Genomic DNA, 15,514 nt, shown 5'->3' on the forward strand with positions numbered 1-15,514 from the left:
GCCCGCCCCCCGCCGCCCGGCCAGGCGGTACGGTCCCACCGCCGCCGGATCGCCCTCGCGCAAAGGTTCGACGTTGGGCATAAGTAGAGGGACTCCAGTGACGGGTGAGATCGAATCTCCAGCACCTTAGCGGCAATTGTCGACATTCGTCGGGAGTTAGGGTCAGATGATTCGTTCATGAGGATCGGGGCTGGGAGACGGGAGGGCGCGGTGCGCTCGCTGGAGGACTACGCCCAGGGCGTCAAGGCGGGTTCGCGGACGTGGATCGCGCGGGCGATCACGCTGGTCGAGTCCACCCGGCAGGACCACAGGGCGCTGGCCCAGCGGCTGCTCGTCGAGCTGACGCCGCTGGCCGGCCGGGCCCGGCGGGTGGGCGTGTCCGGGGTTCCGGGGGTCGGCAAGTCCACGTTCGTCGACGCGCTCGGCACGCTGCTGACCGGCGAGGGGCACCGGGTGGCGGTTCTGGCCGTGGACCCGTCCTCCACCAGGACCGGCGGCAGCATCCTGGGCGACAAGACCCGGATGTCGCGGCTGTCAGCCGACCCCGCGGCGTTCATCCGGCCCTCGCCCACCTCCGGCACGCTGGGCGGCGTCACCAAGGCCACGCGGGAGGCGATGGTGGTGGTGGAGGCGGCCGGGTTCGACGTGGTGCTGGTGGAGACCGTCGGCGTCGGGCAGTCGGAGACCGCCGTGGCCGACATGGTCGACACGTTCCTGCTGCTGACGCTGGCCCGCACCGGGGACCAGCTCCAGGGCATCAAGAAGGGCGTGCTGGAGCTCGCGGACGTGATCGCGGTCAACAAGGCCGACGGCGAGCACGCGACGGCCGCCCGCAAGGCGGCCCGCGAGCTGGCGGGGGCGCTGCGGATGCTGCGTTCCGACACCACGCCGCCTCCGGTCCTGACGTGCAGCGGGCTCACCGGCGACGGGCTGGCGGAGCTGTGGCGGCAGATCCTCGGCCACCAGGAGGGGCTCGACCTGGCGGCCAAGCGCCGCGGCCAGCAGGTCGGCTGGACGTGGACGCTGGTGCGCGAGCGGCTGCTGGCCGAGCTGCGCGACGACCCGGAGGTGGCGGCGATCGCCGGGGAGGTCGAGCGGGAGGTGCTGGCGGGGGAGCTGACCCCGTCCCTGGCCGCGGACCGCCTGCTGGCCGCCTTCAAGCGCCCCTGACCCGCGCGGGACCGGGCACCCCGTGGCCCGGCGGCCCAATTATACGAACGATCGGTCGCTCATATAGTGTGGGCGGCATGACCGACGACATGACCGACGGGCGCCGTGCCCGGGGGCGGCGCAGCCGGGAGGCGATCCTGGAGCGGGCCGTGTCCCTGGCCTCGGTGCACGGGCTGGGCGGGCTGAGCCTCGGCCGGCTGGCCGACGCGGCGGGGGTGAGCAAGTCTGGATTTTTCGCGCATTGGCGCGACAAGGAGGAGCTCCAGCTCGACGCGGTGGACTGGGCCGGCCGCCAGTGGGTCGAGCTGATCGTCAAGCCCGCCCTGCGGTCCCCGGCCGGGGTCCGGCGGATCTTCGCGCTGCACGAGGCGCGGATGCGTTTCTACGCCGACGGGGTGCTGCCCGGCGGCTGCTTCTTCTTCATGGCGCAGGTCGAGTTCGACGACCAGCCCGGACGCGTGCGCGAACGGGTCGCCCAGGCCCTGGCCGACTGGATCGCCCTGATCGAGCGGCTCGTGCGCGAGGCCGTGACCCTGGGCGAGCTGCCCGCCGGCGTGGACCCCGGGCAGCTCGCGTACGAGATCGACGCGCTCGGCGAGGCCGCGATCACGCACGCGCGGCTGCTGGACCGCGACGTGGCCTACCGGCGCGGCCGCCGTGCCGTGCTGCTGAGGCTGCGCGACCTGACCCCCACTCCCGATCTCCTTCCGGAGGACTGAACGTGAGCGTGACCCGCACCGTCCACATCCACTTCGACGACCTCGACGCGATGGGGCTGCTGCACAACTCCCGCTACGCCCTGCTGGTCGAGCGCGCCGTCGGCGCCTACTGGGCCGAGCAGGGGTGGAGCTTCGACCCCGGCGTGTCCCGGTTCCGCGACGTCTACATGGCCGTCCGCGAGTTCAAGATCACCTACAACGCGCCGATCGTGGGGGCGGGGGAGGTGCTGGTGGAGTTCTGGATGGACCGGATGGGGCGCACCAGCGGCGTCTACGGCTTCCGCGTGCTGTCGGCCGACCGCTCGACCGTGCACGCTGAGGGCTACCGGGTGAACGTCAACCTCGACCCGGCCACGTTCCGCCCCGCCCCGTTCAGCCAGGAGTTGCGTGACGCCGCGGCGCCGCTGCTGCCCGGGGAGCAGCAGGTGACGGCCCTGCGGTAGACCCGCCGGCCCGGGGCCGGCACCTCCACGGGATGGGCTCCCACGAATCGGCGCGGGGCGCCGGCCGCAGTGCGGCCGGCGCCCTTTCGCATGTCCGATCAACCTGTCTGGCCCGGTGTGCTAGATTTTGGCCATGCGGTCAGAAAATGATCCCAGCGGCCAGAAAAGCCGCTCGTTCATCGAAGAGGCCAGACGCGCCCAGATCATCGCCTCGGCCATCGAGGTGATAGCCGAGCAGGGCTTCGCCCGCGCGTCGCTGGCCCGGATCGCCGAGCACGCCGGCATCAGCAAGGGCGTCATCTCCTACCACTTCAACGGCAAGGACGAGCTGATGGAGGAGGTGGTCGTCCAGGTCTACACGGCCATCAGCGAGCACGTGCTGACCCGGATGGAGGGCCTGAGCACGGCCACCGAGCTGCTGCGCACGCAGATCCTCGGCGTGGCCGAGCACATGCGCGCCCAGCGCACCCAGCTCAAGGCGCTCGGCGAGATCTTCGTCAACCTGCGCGACGAGCACGGCAAGCCCCGCTTCGGCATCAATGCCGGCGAGGAGATCTACCGGTCGCTGGAGCAGATCTACCGCCTCGGCCAGAAGACCGGCGAGTTCCGCGCGTTCGACATCCGGGTGATGGCGCTCACCCAGTCCGCGGCCGTCGACACCATGTTCGCCTACTGGATCGCCAACCCCGGCCACGATCTGGACGCTCACGCCCGGGAGCTGGCCGACCTGTTCGAGAGGGCCGTCGTTTGAAGACCGAACCGCGCACCACGACCCGGCTGTACGCCGTCGACAACCTCCGCGTCCTGCTGACGGTGCTGGTGGTCCTGCATCACGTGGCGCTGACGTACGGCAACATCCCGATGTGGTTCTACGTCGAGCCCGCCGAGGATCCCTCGGGCCTCGCCCTGGACATCCTCGTCGTCATGAACCAGGCGTTCTTCATGGGGTTCTTCTTCCTGATCTCCGGCTTCTTCACGCCCGGCTCCTACGACCGCAAGGGCGGGCCCGCGTTCGCGCGCGACCGGCTGCTGCGGCTCGGCGTGCCGTTGCTGGTGTCCCTCCTGCTGCTGCGGCCGCTGGTGACGCTGCCCGACTACGCGGGCGGCGAGTCCTTCTGGCAGGTCTACCTGCGCACGTGGGATCCCGGCCCGATGTGGTTCGTCGAGGTGCTGCTCGTCCTCGGCATGCTGTACGCGCTCTGCCGCCGGTGGGGGCGCAAGGCGGAGGCGCGCCCGTCGGTGCCCAGGGCGCGCTGGATCGTGCTGTTCACGGCGGGCCTGGCGGCGGTGATCATCCTGTGGCGGATCCCGGTGCCCGTCGGCTCCTACGTGCCGGTGCTCGGGCTGCCCACGCCGTACTTCCTGCCGCAGTACGTGAGCATGTTCGTGGTGGGGCTGGTGGCCTACCGGCGCGGCTGGTTCGAGTCGCTGCCGCGCCGGGCCGGACGGGCCGGGTTCGCCGTCGCCGGTGCGTCCTCGGTGGTGTGCCTGCCGGTGCTGGGGATGACCACCGGGGCGGTGACGGAGGCGGTCACCGCCACGTGGGAGATCGTCTTCGCGGTCGGCATGATCATCGGCCTGGTGGTGCTCTTCCGCGAGCGGTTCGCCGGGCAGGGGCCGCGCGGCAGGTTCCTGTCGGAGCACGCCTACACCGTCTACGTCATCCACCCGCCGGTGCTCGTCGCCGTCGGCTACGCGCTCAGCGGGCTGCAGGCGGCCGCGATCGTCAAGTTCGCGCTCGCCGCCGCCCTCTGCCTCCCGCTGTGCTGGGGCCTGGCCTACCTGGCGCGCTCGCTGCCCGGCGCCAAGCGGGTGCTGTGACGCGGCCTACTCCTCGTAGAGGCCGTCGAGCGTGCCGCCGTAGCGCTCCTCGACGGCCTTGCGCTTGACCTTGAGGCTGGCGGTCAGCTCCCCGCCCTCGACCGTGAAATCCTGCGCCAGGATCGAGAACTTCTTGATCGTGGCGTAGCTGGCCTGGTCGGCGTTGACCTGGGCGATCGCCTTGTCGACCTCCGCACGCATCCGCGGATGCCCGCGCAGCTCCTCCGGATCCGTCGGCAGCCCCTCGGCCTCCGCCCACGGCCTGGTCACGTCCATGTCCAGGGTGACCAGCGCCGTGCAGTAGTTGCGCCGGTCGCCGTGCACGAACACGTGCGACAGATACGGGCAGGCCGCCTTGATCCGGCCCTCCATGTAGGTCGGGGCGACGTACTTGCCGCCGGAGGTCTTGATCAGCTCCTTCTTGCGGTCGGTGATGCGCAGCCGTCCCGCCTCGTCGAGCTCGCCGATGTCGCCGGTGCGCAGCCAGCCCTCCTCCAGCGCCTCGGCCGTCTCCTCCGCCAGGCCGTGGTAGCCGCGCATGATGCCGCGCCCGCCGATCAGCACCTCGCCGTCGTCGGCGATGCGCACCTCGGTGCCCGGCAGCGGCAGCCCCACCGTGCCGAACCTGACGTTGTCGGGCCGGTTGAGGAAGCTGCCCGCCGACGACTCGGTCAGGCCGTAGCCCTCCAGGATCGTCAGCCCCGCCGCGTCGAAGAACTCCGCGATGTCCTGCGACAGCGGCGCCGCCCCCGAGATGAAGAAGCGGATCCGGCCGCCGAACCGGGCGCGCAGCTTGCTGAACACCAGCCGGTCGGCCAGCCCGTACTCCAGCCGCGTCGTCAGCGGGATGGACGCGCCGCGCTGCCGGGCCCGCACCACGCGGACGCCGGTCCGCTTCGCCCAGGTGAAGATCTTCAGCTTGACGCCGCCCTCGCGCTGCTGGGTCGCGGCGACCGTGTTGTGGATCTTCTCGAAGATGCGCGGCGCCGCCGCCATGAACGTCGGCCGCAGCACCCCCAGGTTGTCGGCGATCCTGTCGAGCCGGCCGTCGAGCGCGGTCGGCACGCCGATGCCGATCATCACGACCTCCAGCAGCTTGCCGAACGAGTGCGACAGCGGCAGCCACAGGAAGTGCAGGTCGTCGCCGGACAGCAGGTCCAGCTCACGCACCGAGCCGGCCGCGTACAGCCAGTTGTCGTGGGTGAGTACCACGCCCTTCGGCCGGCCGGTGGTGCCGGAGGTGTAGATGAGCGTCGCCACGTCGTCCGGGCCGATCGCCTCCACCATCGCCTCGAAGCCGTCGTCACTGTCGTCGTCACTGTCGTCGTCGCCGCGCACCGAGTCGAGCGTGACCACCCAGCCGTCGTCGCCCGCGGTGCCGTCGATGACGACCACGCTGGTGACGCCGGGCAGCTCCTTCTGCACCGACCTGAGCTTGGCGACCTGCTCGTCGTTCTCGGCGATGACGATCGTGCTGCCGGAGTCGGTGATGACGTAGGCGGACTCCGCCGCCGTGTTGGACGGGTAGATCGTCGTCGTGGCCGCGCCGGTGGACAGCACCGCCAGGTCGCAGAGGATCCACTCCACCCTGGTCGAGCAGAGGATCGAGACCCGGGTGCCCGGCCCCGCGCCCAGCTTCGCCAGGCCGAGGGCCAGCTCGCGCACCCGGTCGCCGACCTGTCGCCAGGTCATCGAGGTCCAGTCGTCGCCCGAGGGGAATCGGTACGCCTCGGCGTCGGGTGTGGCCGCGATCCGGTCGCGCAGCAGTGCGGGGATGCTGGACATTGCCTGGACCTCCTGTGGGGGATGTGAGGCAGACTCTAGGCCGGATGCCCCTTTCCAGTCGATAACGCGATTGACGTCCTAGGAGGAAGCGGGCGATAGTGTGGCAGGTGGCAGCCCCCCGGATGATCCCCTGCGTGCTCGTGCTGGCGACCCTCACGCTCGGCGCGTGCACCTCCGCGCCCTCCCTGAGCGGCGGCGCGCCGAGACTGAGCGGCACCGCGGGCGGACCCGGCGGCGCGGGCACCCCCAGCCCCAGCCTCGCGACGCTGACCGCCGACGCCTACAAGGGCGAGCTCGACACCCGGCACGACGCGCTGAGCGACGCGATCAAGTCCGTGGCCGCCGCGCGCGGCCTCAAGAGCCTGCGCCAGCGCGTGGGCATGGCGGAGGAGGAGATGCTCGGCGCCGCCGACGAGCTGGCCGCGCTCGCGCCGCCCGCCGAGGTCCGCGCCCAGCACGACGCCTACGTCGCGAGCATGCGCGGCCTCGCCACCGAGCTCGGCGGCGCGACGGGCAAGGTCGGCTCCGGCGGCCTGTGCACCTCCTCGGCCGTCCTCACCGACGTCCGCGGCGCGCTCGGCGACCTCGACAAGGCGGGCGAGACGCTGCAGGAGGCGGGCGGCTACCCGGCGGACGTGGTTTCGGTCAAGGCCGGGGGCAAGAAGACCAGGAGGCTCGGCAACGGCCACTACCTGCGCAAGGGCGGCCTCGGCGGGCGCAGTTCGCTGCAGATCCACAACGGCGGCAGCCGCGACGCGGTCGTCAACGTGATGCGCGGCAAGTCCAAGGTGATCAGCGTCTACGTGCGCAAGAAGGCCAAGTTCAAGATCCCCGGGATGCGCGACGGCACGTACAAGATCTACTTCACCAGCGGCGTCGACTGGGACGGCAAGAGCCGGGCCTTCACCCGCGACTGCAGCTTCAAGCGGTTCCAGAAGTCGGTGAAGTTCAAGACCACCTACACCTCGACGCAGATCCTCTGGCACGACTGGCGCATCACGCTGCACGCGATCACCGGCGGCAACGCCCGCACCAGCGAGGTCGACCCCGACGACTTCCCCGGCTGAGCACGCCGAGGGCCGCGCGCCGGGAGCGCGCGGCCCTGTGTCGTCAGCCTGTGCTGTTGATCAGCTGGAGAACAGCATCCCCACCCAGCTGCGCTGGCGGTGATGACCGTAGTGACCCTGGTGGCCGCCACGCGGCGGGGCGCCCCAGGCGGGGCCGCCGGGCGCGGGAGGCGGGGGAGCGGCGTGGTAGGCCGTCTCCATCTGCGTCAGCGTCTCGAGCTCGCCGTAGTCCAGGAAGATCCCACGGCAGTTGTCGCACTGCTCGATGTGGACGCCGTTGCGCTCATATGTCCGCATGTTGCCGCGGCACTTCGGGCACTGCATCTAGTCGCTCTCCTTGGCCTCGTGGTTCTGAGCAAAACCTACCGCGCGCAACGCCCTCGCGCTGTGACGATTCTGTTGCACGACTCGACCAACGAATGCTCGACCTCATCCAGTTCCCGGCCGTCCCGGGCGGCGTTCACGACCGCGACGGCGGTCAGCTGGACGGTCACCGCCCTCGCGGGCAGGTCCAGCCGCAGCCAGGGGTCCTCGCCGCCGCCCAGCGCGGGCCCGCCCGAGCCCAGGTACGCGCCCAGGAACCGGTCCCAGACGACAGGGTCGAGTAACCCCGCGGCATACCAGGCTGCCGGTCTGGCCAGGTCCCACGCCGGATCGCCGACGCCCAGGTCGTCCACGTCGATGAGCAGCCAGCGGTCGCGGCGCACGAGCTGCCCCAGATGCCAGTCGCCGTGCGTCAGCAGCCCGGGGGCCGGCTCCGGCTCAGGAAGCTCCGCGAACGCCCGCCGTACCAGGCTCTCCACGGGACCGTCGCCTGCCATCCGCCGCACCGCGCGGGCCGCCCGCGCGGGACCTCCGGCCGCCGGCAGCGCCGGCACCACCGTGAGGGGCACGGCGTGCAGACGGGCCAGCAGCCTGGCCCCCTCCTCCCACGGGGCCGAGTCCGTCTCGTCCTGGCCGATCGGCCGGCCCGCCGGCCACACCGACACCGCCCGGCCCGCCACCGTCAGCACCTCCGGCTCCAGCGGCGCCAGCATCACGCCGGCCAGCGCCGCCGACGCCGTCGCCCGCAGCCGGGGCCGCAGCGCCGCCACGTCGTCACGCGCCGAATGCGCCTTCACCACGACCTCGCCGCGGCGTAACACCACCACGTCGGTCCGCGTCGGATGCAGCACGGGCGCACCCGTGCCCCCGTACGCGCCCGCGACCACCGCCAGCTCAGCCTCAAGACCCACTCGTCCAGCCTATTCGGCACCGTGGGCGGCCCGGCCGGGCGCGGTCCCCGGACGGGCCCGAACCCCTGCCGGACCTGCGCCGGCGACAGCCCGCGCACCGCCGGCCGCACGCTCGGCGAGGAGAAACGCCTACTTCTGCATGATCGGGAGACCGCGCGGGAGGGTCTCGCGCCGGGTTTCGCCGATCATCCTCAGGGCGCGCAGGAACGCCCGCCTCTCCCTGACCGAGAGGTCGCGAATTCCCTTACGGGGGCCGGCCGGGCTCGACGCCGGACCCTTGCTTCCCCCGCTCCCGATCCCCAGGAGCCCGAGGGCTGTCGCGGTCGCCGATTCGGCGGGGTGGATGATGCGGCTCAGCGGGAGTGCCTGGGCGGCATCGGCCGGCGAGGCGGCGGTGAAGGCTCCGCCGACGGTGACGACCGCCGCGGAGATCGTGAGGATGCGGGGGAAGACGCCCATGCGGCTCTCCTCTCCGATACGAGAACGGTGCACGCATCGTACTCGGAGCGCTACACGACGTAGGGGAGACGGTTCTGTCACCCCGGGGTCCCGGCCTCGGCCGGCCGAACGGGCCTGCCCGGCGGCAACCATCCGGACAGGCCCGTTCCGATATCCGGTTACGAGGGACACGTCCTCTTCCCGGCCTTGAATCCCGCGGCGTAGCCGATGTCGTAGGCCTCGTCCTCGTTGTACCTTCCACGCTGGAGGGGCTGGCCGCACTTGCTGCCGGCCTCGAACCCGTCCGCGTAGCCGTCCCTGCAGATCTTGCCCTCCTCCGGGTGCATCTTCTTGCAGACGGGCGGCGCGGCGCGACTCTCGCCGGCGCTCGCGGGCGCCGGGACGGCCGAGGCTTGCGAGGTCCCGATCGGCGCGAACACGAGGGTGGCGATCAGCGGACCGGCGATGAGCAGATGGTTCCCGTGCATCCTCGTCTCCTTCCTCATGAAGGCGTACGGTCCTCGACAGGCGCCCGGCCTGGCGGGGCCGACCTCATGAAGACGAATCCTGGGTCTCTGCCCCCTCTCGGATGAGGGTGCCGTGGCGGTGCGCTCCTGCATGTAGGCCGGAGCTACTCCCGGCACTGCGTGCCACCGTGCGGCGGCGCGTCCTACCAGCGTATTTCGGCCTGCCGCCCCGTCCAGACGATTGACGCCGATATTGAGCACGGTTTGCCCACCGGCCGTAGACCTTGGACAGCTTGCCCGAGGCATGGGAACTGTGCCCGTTTACGGCGGCTCGGCTGGTTCTTCTCGCAGGTCACGGGCGCCTGCGGAGGACCGATGCGGGTCGGTCAGACTAGGGGGCATGAGAACAGGTTTCGCCGTGCCGCAGTCGGGCCACTGGGCCACGCCGGAGAACATGCGCCGCATCGCCGTCAGGGCCGAGGAGCTCGGCTATCACGAGCTGTGGACGTTCCAGCGGGTGCTCTATCCGGTCGGGCACCAGATGGGCGCCACCTACCGCAGCGTCCACGACCCGCTGGTGACGCTCGCCTTCCTCGCCGGGGTGACCGGGACGATCAGGCTCGGCGTCGCCGTCGTCAACGCCTTCGTGCAGCCGGTGGCGCTGGCCAAGCAGTTCGCCACCCTGCAGGCCGTCTCCGGCGGGCGGGTCACCGCGGGGCTCGGGCTCGGCTGGCTGCCGGAGGAGTTCGAGGCCGCCGGCGTGGGGTTCGAGGGGCGCGGGCGGCGGGGGGAGGAGTTCGTCGAGGTGCTGCGCAAGGCGTGGACGGACGACGTGGTGGAGCACCGGGGCGAGTTCTACAGCGTGCCGCCGTCGCACGTCGACCCCAAGCCGTCGCCGGCGCCGCCGATCCTGCTGGGCGGCACCGCCGAGGTGGCGCTGCGGCGGGCCGGGCGGCTCGCCGACGGGTGGGTCAGCTCCAGCCGCGAGGACCTGTCGGCCATCGGGCCGCGCGCCGCCGTCGTGCGGGAGGCCGCCGAGCGCGCCGGCCGCGACCCCGGCGCGCTGCGCGTGGTGTGCCGGGGCGTCACCCGCGTACGGTCCGGCGCCGGGCCGGGCAGGCCGCTCCTCACCGGCACCTTCGACCAGATCCGCGCCGACGTCGCCGCCCTGGAGGCCGAAGGCGTCACGGACGTCTTCCACGACCTCAACTTCGACCCTGAACACGTCACGCTCGGCGCCGACGAGGCCATGCGGCGCGCGGAGGAGGCCCTTGAGGCGCTCGCCCCGCGCCTTTAGCGGGTCCCGCGCCTGTGGCGGGGCCTGGCGCCTGGAAGGTCGTGGTCGTCAGCCCAGGGCGGCGAGTTCGCCTCTGGAGGCGACGCCCAGCTTGGGATAGGCCTTGTACAGGTGGTAGCCGACGGTGCGGGGGCTGAGGAAGAGCTGGGCGGCGATGTCCTTGTTGGACAGCCCCCGTGCCGCGAGCTGGACGATCAGGCGCTCCTGCGGTGTCAGACCGGCCGGCCTGTCCGGTGCGGGCACGTCGGCGGCCACGGCGCCGGCCGCCTGGAGCTCGGCCCGCGCGCGGCCGGCCCAGGGGACGGCGCCGAGGCGTTCGAAGGTCTCCATGGCCTCGCGCAGATGGCCGACCGCGGCGCCGCGGCGCCTGGCCCGGCGCAGCCACTCCCCGTACAGCAGCCGGGTGCGCGCGTGTTCGAAGGGCGGGCCGCCGGCCTCCAGCGCCGCCAGGTAGTGCGTCTCCGCCTCGTCCCCGGCGAGCAGGGCCAGGCAGCGCTCGACGAGGTGGCGCTGGTCGAGGCGGACGTAGCGGGCCAGGGCCGGCCGGGCACGGTCGGGCTCGCCGCTGCGCACGGCGGCCTCCACCAGGTCGGGCACGCAACGCATGGCCGAGACGTGGTACCAGCCGGGCCCTTCGGTGAGGCCTTCGAGCCGGCCGAGCGCCGGTTCGGTGCGCCCCTGGCCCAGGTCCAGCATCGCCCGGGCCCAGTCGGCCCACATGGCGCCCTGCATGGGCGCGGCCGGGCTCCGCTCCACCTCGCCGGTGAGGCGGAGGTGGCGTTCCTCGTCACCCTCGACGGCGGCCAGGTAGGCGAGCAGGCCCCTGTTGAGCGCGGCCCACTGGTGCTGGCTGGTGTTCTCCGCCAGGCGCAGGGCGGTGGTCGCGGCGGCGGCCGCCTCGTGGTGGCGACCGCCATGGAAGAGCTCCGCCTGCGCCCTGAAGTACAGCACCATCGGCAGCACGCCGATGCCGCCCTCGGCGTGGCAGCGGTCGATCAGGCGGGAGGCCATGCGCAGGGTGGCGGCGTCCTGCCCGGCGACGAGCGGCATGCCGCAGACCATGGCCGCGATCCCGGGCGGGTAGCCGGCCAGGCCGCGCTCGGCCTCGGCCACGGCCTGCTCCAGCGGGGGCAGACCGGCCGGGTCGCCGCCGAACAGCCGGGCGAAGGCGGTGGCCTCCAGGCGGGCCAAGGCGGCGGTGGGCTCGTCGAACAGCGTCTGCGCCAGCGCCCGCGCCAGGCGGCCGCTCACCTGCGACACCTGGGCCTCGCCGGCGTACCAGGCGGTCTGCGACGCCCGGACGAGCAGGGCCGGGTCCAGGCGGGCGGCCTCGGTCATCAGGCGGTGCGCCTCGCCGTACCCTCCCCGCGAGAAGTGAGCGGTGGCCTGCGCGTGGGTGAGGCGCGAGCGCAGCGCCGGGTCGGTGGTCAGCGTGTCGGCCTCGCCCGCCAGCGCCTGGGCCCAGTCGAGCTCGCCCGCCTCGGTGGCCGACTCCGCCGCCAGGGTCAGGCGCCGGGCCCGGCTCTCGTCGTCGTGGTGGGTGAGAGCGGCGGCGCGCTGGTAGGCGGTGGCCGCCGCCGCGTAGCCGTGCCGGCGGGCCGACCGCGCGGCCGTGCGTTCCAGCTCGGCCGCCACCTGCTCGTCGGGGCCGACGGTCGCGGCGGCCAGATGCCAGGCCCGCCGGTCGGCGTGGTGGTCTCCGGTCAGCGTCGCGGCGAGCGCGGCGTGCACGGCCAGCCTCGAACTGATCGGGGCCTGCTGGTAGACGGCCTCGCGGATCAGCGGGTGACGGAAGCGTACGTGCTGCCCGTCGGTGGTGACGAGGCCGACGGCCTCGGCGGGCACCAGGTCGGCCGCCGTGACGCCGAGCCGTCCGGCGGCGGCCAGCACCTCGTCCAGGCCCTCCCCGGCCGCGGCCACCAGCAGCAGTGTCTGGGTCGCCGCGGGCAGGTGGTCCACCTGGCTGTGGAAGGCCGCCTGCAGCCGGCTGTTCAGCGGGAGCGCGCCGGGACCGTGGGCGTCCCGGTTCAGGGCGGCGGGCAGCTCGATGAGGGCCAGCGGGTTGCCCTGCGCCTCGGCGAGCACCCGGTAGCGCTGGCCCGGGGTCAGGGGGCTGCCCTTCAGCAGGGCCGCCGAGGCGGGCGAGTCCAGGCCGGTCAGCGTGATCTCGGGCAGCCCGTGCGTCTCGCCCTCCCGGGTGGCCAGGATCAGGGCTACGCCTTCGGCGTCCAGCCGCCGGGCGGCGAAGGCCAGCGCCGCGCGGGATCCGGGATCCAGCCACTGCGTGTCGTCCATGAGGCACAGGAGGGGGCCGTCCTCGGCCACCTCGGCCAGCAGGGACAGTACGGCCAGGCCGACGAGCAGCGCGTCGGCGCCCTGGCCGTCGGTCAGGCCGAGAGCCGTCTCCAGCGCGCGCCGCTGCGGCGGCGGCAGCTTGTGCATCCGGTCCAGCGCCGGGCGCAGCAGCAGATGCAGCCCCGCGTACGCCAGCTCGCTCTCCGACGGCACGCCGCCGCGCCGGATGACCTGGATGCCGTCGGCGTGCGCGGCGGCGTGGTCGAGCAGCGCGGTCTTGCCGATCCCCGGCTCGCCCTTGATCACCAGGGCGCCGCTGCGGCCCGAGCGTACGGTGGCCAGAAGCTCGTCGATGACTGATGTCTCGGCCTCTCGCCCGTACAGCATGGACTCCCTTTACTGATGCAACTACCTAATCGTGACAGATGTCCATTATGCGTGGTTGCTCTAGCTTCCTGGTCATGAAGAACATCGACGAGCTCATCGCTCGCTACATCGCCACCTGGAACGAGACCGACCCCGCCGCCCGCCGCGCGGCCATCGACGAGCTGTGGAGCGCGGACGGCGTCTACACCGACCCGATGGGGGTCGCCGCGGGCACCGCCGCGATCGACGCCACCATCGCCGCCGTCCAGGAGCAGTTCCCCGGTTTCCGCTTCACCCTCGGCGGGCCGGTGGACGCCCACCACGACATCGCCCGCTTCACCTGGGAACTGGCGCAGGACGGCGCCGAGGCCCTGGTGGTGGGCTTCGACGTGGCGGTGTTCACCGCCGACGGCCGCATCGACCGCGTCCACGGCTTCCTCGACAAGGTCCCCACCGGCGCCTGACGATCACGACGCCCTGACCGATGAGGAACACCATGACCATGGACGGACTCCGTACGGAGGCACGGGTGATGCCCGCGGACGATCTGCGTGAGCGGCTGGAGCGGTGGTCCCGCTCGACCGGCATCGACGTCGAGGTGTGGGCACTGCCCGGCCGGCCGCTGCCCGGCCACGTCGCGGAGCTCGTCCAGGCCACGGTCCTCGACGTGCTGGACGGCCTGGAGGGGGACGGATCGGTGCGGAGCGTGGGCATCGCGCTCACCGCGGGCGCCCGGGGCCTGCGCCTGACGGTCAGCGGTCACGGCCAGGGCCTGCCGCCGGACCGGCTCGCCGACCGGCTGCGCGTCAGGGACGCGCAGTTCGCCGAGCTGGGCGGCGGGGTGTCGGTGAACGTGGTCCCCGGCGGCGGCGTCACCGTCAGCGCCGCACTGCCGGGGCGCCCGGTCAGCCGCCGTAGGGGACGGTGATGATCTCCAGGTTGTGGCCGTCCGGGTCGAGCCAGTAGAGGCCGCGGCCGCCGTCGTTGGTGTTGATCCGGCCCGGCTGCCGGTGATGGGGATCGGCCCAGTAGGTGAGGCCGCGATCCTTGATCCGGGCCCAGATCTCGTCGAACTCGGTCTCGCTCACCAGGAACGCGTAATGCTGCGGGTGCACGTCGCCGCGGGCCTGGACGACGTCGAGCGACACCCCGTTGGCGAGCTCGACCACGCGGAACGGGCCGAACGTGGCGGCGGGCGCCAGCCCGAGGACGTCCACCAGGAAGCCGGCGGTCGCCTCGCGGTCACGGGCCTCCACGATCGTGTGGTTGAGATGCACGGGCATGGGCGTCCCTCCCCTTTCGCCGTCGTTCCCAGGCTACGCCCGCTCAGGTGGCCAGGCGGAGGGCTTCGCCGGCGACGGCACGGCGCAGGGCGCGGATGCCCTCGCGGCCGCGCACCGGGTGGACGGCGTTGGTCAGCAGGACCACCGTCAGCCCGTGCGGCGGCGAGACCACCAGCGACGTGCCGGTGAACCCGGAATGCCCGAAGGCGCCCTCCAGCGGTCCCACGATCCCCGGGTCGCCGATCCGCACCCCGAGCCCGTGCCGGAACGGCGCCCCTGCCGCCCCCTGGTCGCGCAGCATCTCGGCCACGGTCTCCGGCCGCAGCAACGGCCCCGTGGGGGAGGCGCCGGCGAGGCGGAGGGACTCGCCGAGGGCCAGGACGTCGTCGGCCGTGGCGAAGACGCCGGCATGGCCCGCGACGCCGCCGAGCGCGTAGGAGGTCTCGTCGTGCACCTGGCCGCGCACGCAGCCGGGCCCGGGGCGCTCCGGTTTCCATTCGGTGGCGGCGACGCGGGGGAGGGCGCCGGGCCGGTAGCCGGTGTCGGCGAGGCCGAGGACGCCGGTGACGCGGGCGGCGACCAGGGCGTCGAGCGGGGCGGCGCCGGCCACCTCGGCGACCCGGCCGGCCATGATCATGCCGACGTCGGTGTAGAGGTACGGGCCGCCCACCGGCGCGGTGACCGGCGTGTCGATCATGGCCGCCATGCGGGTGTCCGGGTCCGCGCCGGGGAGCTCCAGGTCGATGCGGCGGATCGGCTGCAGGCCCGCCGTGTGGGTCAGCAGCCGGCGCAGGGTGATCCGCGCGTCGCGGCCCGGCAGCCAGGCCGCCACCGGCTCGTCGAGGTCCAGCAGGCCGTCCTCGGTCAGCGACAGGATGGCCGCCGTGGTGAACAGCTTGCTGATCGACGCCAGGTCGAAGATCGAGTCGCGGCGGGCCGGCGGCCTGTCTTCGGCGAGCGTGAACTCCGCGTCCGTGTAGCGGACCAGCTCGCCGGCGGCGGCGGACGCCACGACGGCGCCGTCCACGGCGATGAGCGCGACCGCCGCCGGGCACACGCCCGGCACCCCCTCCGCGAGGATCGCCTCCAGCCGATCGGACATCTCTCATCCCTCCCCGTGTGTCGTGG

17 protein-coding genes are annotated in these 15,514 nt (G+C 72.9%); 9 read left to right on the plus strand and 8 right to left on the minus strand.

Annotated elements, in window-relative coordinates; all coding sequences use genetic code 11:
• Window positions 1-177: 177 nt before the first annotated feature.
• The 5 genes from meaB (at window position 178) to ADY59_RS31535 (ending at window position 4,153) form a co-directional block, all read left to right on the plus strand.
• Window positions 178-1,170, plus strand: coding sequence for a methylmalonyl Co-A mutase-associated GTPase MeaB (gene meaB, locus ADY59_RS31515; protein WP_049569761.1), 993 nt, complete (start codon window positions 178-180; stop codon window positions 1,168-1,170).
• Between the two features lie 77 nt (window positions 1,171-1,247).
• Entirely contained in the window at window positions 1,248-1,889 is a 642-nt protein-coding gene (locus ADY59_RS31520; protein ID WP_231618990.1) for a TetR/AcrR family transcriptional regulator, read from the plus strand.
• Between the two features lie 2 nt (window positions 1,890-1,891).
• Window positions 1,892-2,332: an acyl-CoA thioesterase gene (locus ADY59_RS31525; RefSeq protein WP_049569766.1), complete on the plus strand. Its 441-nt coding sequence runs from the start codon at window positions 1,892-1,894 to the stop codon at window positions 2,330-2,332.
• Window positions 2,333-2,465: 133 nt separating this feature from the next.
• Window positions 2,466-3,083: a TetR/AcrR family transcriptional regulator gene (locus tag ADY59_RS31530; RefSeq protein WP_049569768.1), complete on the plus strand. Its 618-nt coding sequence runs from the start codon at window positions 2,466-2,468 to the stop codon at window positions 3,081-3,083.
• A complete protein-coding gene (locus tag ADY59_RS31535) occupies window positions 3,080-4,153 on the plus strand; it encodes an acyltransferase family protein (RefSeq protein WP_049569771.1) in 1,074 nt (357 codons plus the stop codon). The genes ADY59_RS31530 and ADY59_RS31535 overlap by 4 nt, the downstream gene beginning before the upstream one ends.
• A 6-nt stretch (window positions 4,154-4,159) precedes the next feature.
• Here the strand turns inward: ADY59_RS31535 and ADY59_RS31540 are convergent, their stop codons facing one another.
• The gene (locus tag ADY59_RS31540) at window positions 4,160-5,938 is read right to left on the minus strand and encodes an AMP-dependent synthetase/ligase (RefSeq protein ID WP_049569774.1); all 1,779 of its coding nucleotides are present in this window, start codon (window positions 5,936-5,938) and stop codon (window positions 4,160-4,162) included.
• A 107-nt stretch (window positions 5,939-6,045) separates the two neighbouring features.
• On the opposite strand from ADY59_RS31540, the gene ADY59_RS31545 reads away from it, so the two are divergent.
• A complete protein-coding gene (locus tag ADY59_RS31545; protein WP_156325854.1) occupies window positions 6,046-7,005 on the plus strand; it encodes a hypothetical protein in 960 nt (319 codons plus the stop codon).
• 60 nt (window positions 7,006-7,065) lie between these two features.
• Here the strand turns inward: ADY59_RS31545 and ADY59_RS31550 are convergent, their stop codons facing one another.
• The 4 genes from ADY59_RS31550 to ADY59_RS31565 all read right to left on the minus strand — a co-directional run bounded on the left by ADY59_RS31550 (window position 7,066) and on the right by ADY59_RS31565 (window position 9,166).
• Window positions 7,066-7,329: a TFIIB-type zinc ribbon-containing protein gene (locus ADY59_RS31550; protein ID WP_049569780.1), complete on the minus strand. Its 264-nt coding sequence runs from the start codon at window positions 7,327-7,329 to the stop codon at window positions 7,066-7,068.
• A 38-nt stretch (window positions 7,330-7,367) separates the two neighbouring features.
• A complete protein-coding gene (locus ADY59_RS31555) occupies window positions 7,368-8,240 on the minus strand; it encodes a phosphotransferase (RefSeq protein ID WP_049569783.1) in 873 nt (290 codons plus the stop codon).
• A 129-nt stretch (window positions 8,241-8,369) separates the two neighbouring features.
• A complete protein-coding gene (locus ADY59_RS31560; protein ID WP_049569786.1) occupies window positions 8,370-8,699 on the minus strand; it encodes a hypothetical protein in 330 nt (109 codons plus the stop codon).
• A 158-nt stretch (window positions 8,700-8,857) separates the two neighbouring features.
• Window positions 8,858-9,166, minus strand: a complete 309-nt coding sequence (locus ADY59_RS31565; RefSeq protein WP_049569787.1) for a hypothetical protein — start codon at window positions 9,164-9,166, stop codon at window positions 8,858-8,860.
• A 379-nt stretch (window positions 9,167-9,545) separates the two neighbouring features.
• Here ADY59_RS31565 and ADY59_RS31570 point away from each other — a divergent pair, with 379 nt between their 5' ends.
• On the plus strand, window positions 9,546-10,442 hold the full coding sequence (locus ADY59_RS31570; RefSeq protein ID WP_049569791.1) for a TIGR03619 family F420-dependent LLM class oxidoreductase: 897 nt from the start codon (window positions 9,546-9,548) through the stop codon (window positions 10,440-10,442).
• A 48-nt stretch (window positions 10,443-10,490) separates the two neighbouring features.
• Here ADY59_RS31570 and ADY59_RS31575 read toward each other — a convergent pair whose 3' ends face one another.
• Window positions 10,491-13,124: a helix-turn-helix transcriptional regulator gene (locus ADY59_RS31575; RefSeq protein WP_049569795.1), complete on the minus strand. Its 2,634-nt coding sequence runs from the start codon at window positions 13,122-13,124 to the stop codon at window positions 10,491-10,493.
• A gap of 74 nt (window positions 13,125-13,198) precedes the next feature.
• Between ADY59_RS31575 and ADY59_RS31580 the strand changes: the two genes are divergently transcribed.
• Both ADY59_RS31580 and ADY59_RS31585 read left to right on the plus strand, forming a co-directional pair.
• On the plus strand, window positions 13,199-13,567 hold the full coding sequence (locus ADY59_RS31580) for a nuclear transport factor 2 family protein (RefSeq protein ID WP_049569798.1): 369 nt from the start codon (window positions 13,199-13,201) through the stop codon (window positions 13,565-13,567).
• 32 nt (window positions 13,568-13,599) lie between these two features.
• On the plus strand, window positions 13,600-14,031 hold the full coding sequence (locus ADY59_RS31585; RefSeq protein WP_049569801.1) for a hypothetical protein: 432 nt from the start codon (window positions 13,600-13,602) through the stop codon (window positions 14,029-14,031).
• On the opposite strand, the gene ADY59_RS31590 is transcribed toward ADY59_RS31585, so the two are convergent.
• Together ADY59_RS31590 and ADY59_RS31595 are read right to left on the minus strand one after the other, a co-directional pair.
• Complete coding sequence (locus tag ADY59_RS31590) at window positions 14,009-14,386, minus strand: VOC family protein (RefSeq protein WP_049569802.1); 378 nt, start codon at window positions 14,384-14,386, stop codon at window positions 14,009-14,011. The two genes, ADY59_RS31585 and ADY59_RS31590, sit on opposite strands and share 23 nt — an antisense overlap.
• A 43-nt stretch (window positions 14,387-14,429) precedes the next feature.
• Complete coding sequence (locus ADY59_RS31595; RefSeq protein WP_049569805.1) at window positions 14,430-15,488, minus strand: serine hydrolase domain-containing protein; 1,059 nt, start codon at window positions 15,486-15,488, stop codon at window positions 14,430-14,432.
• Window positions 15,489-15,514: the final 26 nt, after the last annotated feature.

Origin of the sequence: Nonomuraea sp. SBT364 (genome assembly GCF_001083785.1) — a bacterium.
Lineage (GTDB): Bacteria > Actinomycetota > Actinomycetes > Streptosporangiales > Streptosporangiaceae > Nonomuraea.

Coding starts and splice junctions, on each gene's coding strand:
- ADY59_RS31530 (WP_049569768.1), top strand. CDS start 2,466: ATGCGGTCAGAAAATGATCCCAGCGGCCAGAAAAGCCGCTCGTTCATC.
- ADY59_RS31590 (WP_049569802.1), bottom strand. CDS start 14,386: ATGCCCGTGCATCTCAACCACACGATCGTGGAGGCCCGTGACCGCGAG.
- ADY59_RS31570 (WP_049569791.1), top strand. CDS start 9,546: ATGAGAACAGGTTTCGCCGTGCCGCAGTCGGGCCACTGGGCCACGCCG.
- ADY59_RS31580 (WP_049569798.1), top strand. CDS start 13,199: ATGAAGAACATCGACGAGCTCATCGCTCGCTACATCGCCACCTGGAAC.
- ADY59_RS31565 (WP_049569787.1), bottom strand. CDS start 9,166: ATGCACGGGAACCATCTGCTCATCGCCGGTCCGCTGATCGCCACCCTC.
- ADY59_RS31595 (WP_049569805.1), bottom strand. CDS start 15,488: ATGTCCGATCGGCTGGAGGCGATCCTCGCGGAGGGGGTGCCGGGCGTG.
- ADY59_RS31540 (WP_049569774.1), bottom strand. CDS start 5,938: ATGTCCAGCATCCCCGCACTGCTGCGCGACCGGATCGCGGCCACACCC.
- ADY59_RS31550 (WP_049569780.1), bottom strand. CDS start 7,329: ATGCAGTGCCCGAAGTGCCGCGGCAACATGCGGACATATGAGCGCAAC.
- ADY59_RS31520 (WP_231618990.1), top strand. CDS start 1,248: ATGACCGACGACATGACCGACGGGCGCCGTGCCCGGGGGCGGCGCAGC.
- ADY59_RS31560 (WP_049569786.1), bottom strand. CDS start 8,699: ATGGGCGTCTTCCCCCGCATCCTCACGATCTCCGCGGCGGTCGTCACC.
- ADY59_RS31585 (WP_049569801.1), top strand. CDS start 13,600: ATGACCATGGACGGACTCCGTACGGAGGCACGGGTGATGCCCGCGGAC.
- meaB (WP_049569761.1), top strand. CDS start 178: ATGAGGATCGGGGCTGGGAGACGGGAGGGCGCGGTGCGCTCGCTGGAG.
- ADY59_RS31575 (WP_049569795.1), bottom strand. CDS start 13,124: ATGCTGTACGGGCGAGAGGCCGAGACATCAGTCATCGACGAGCTTCTG.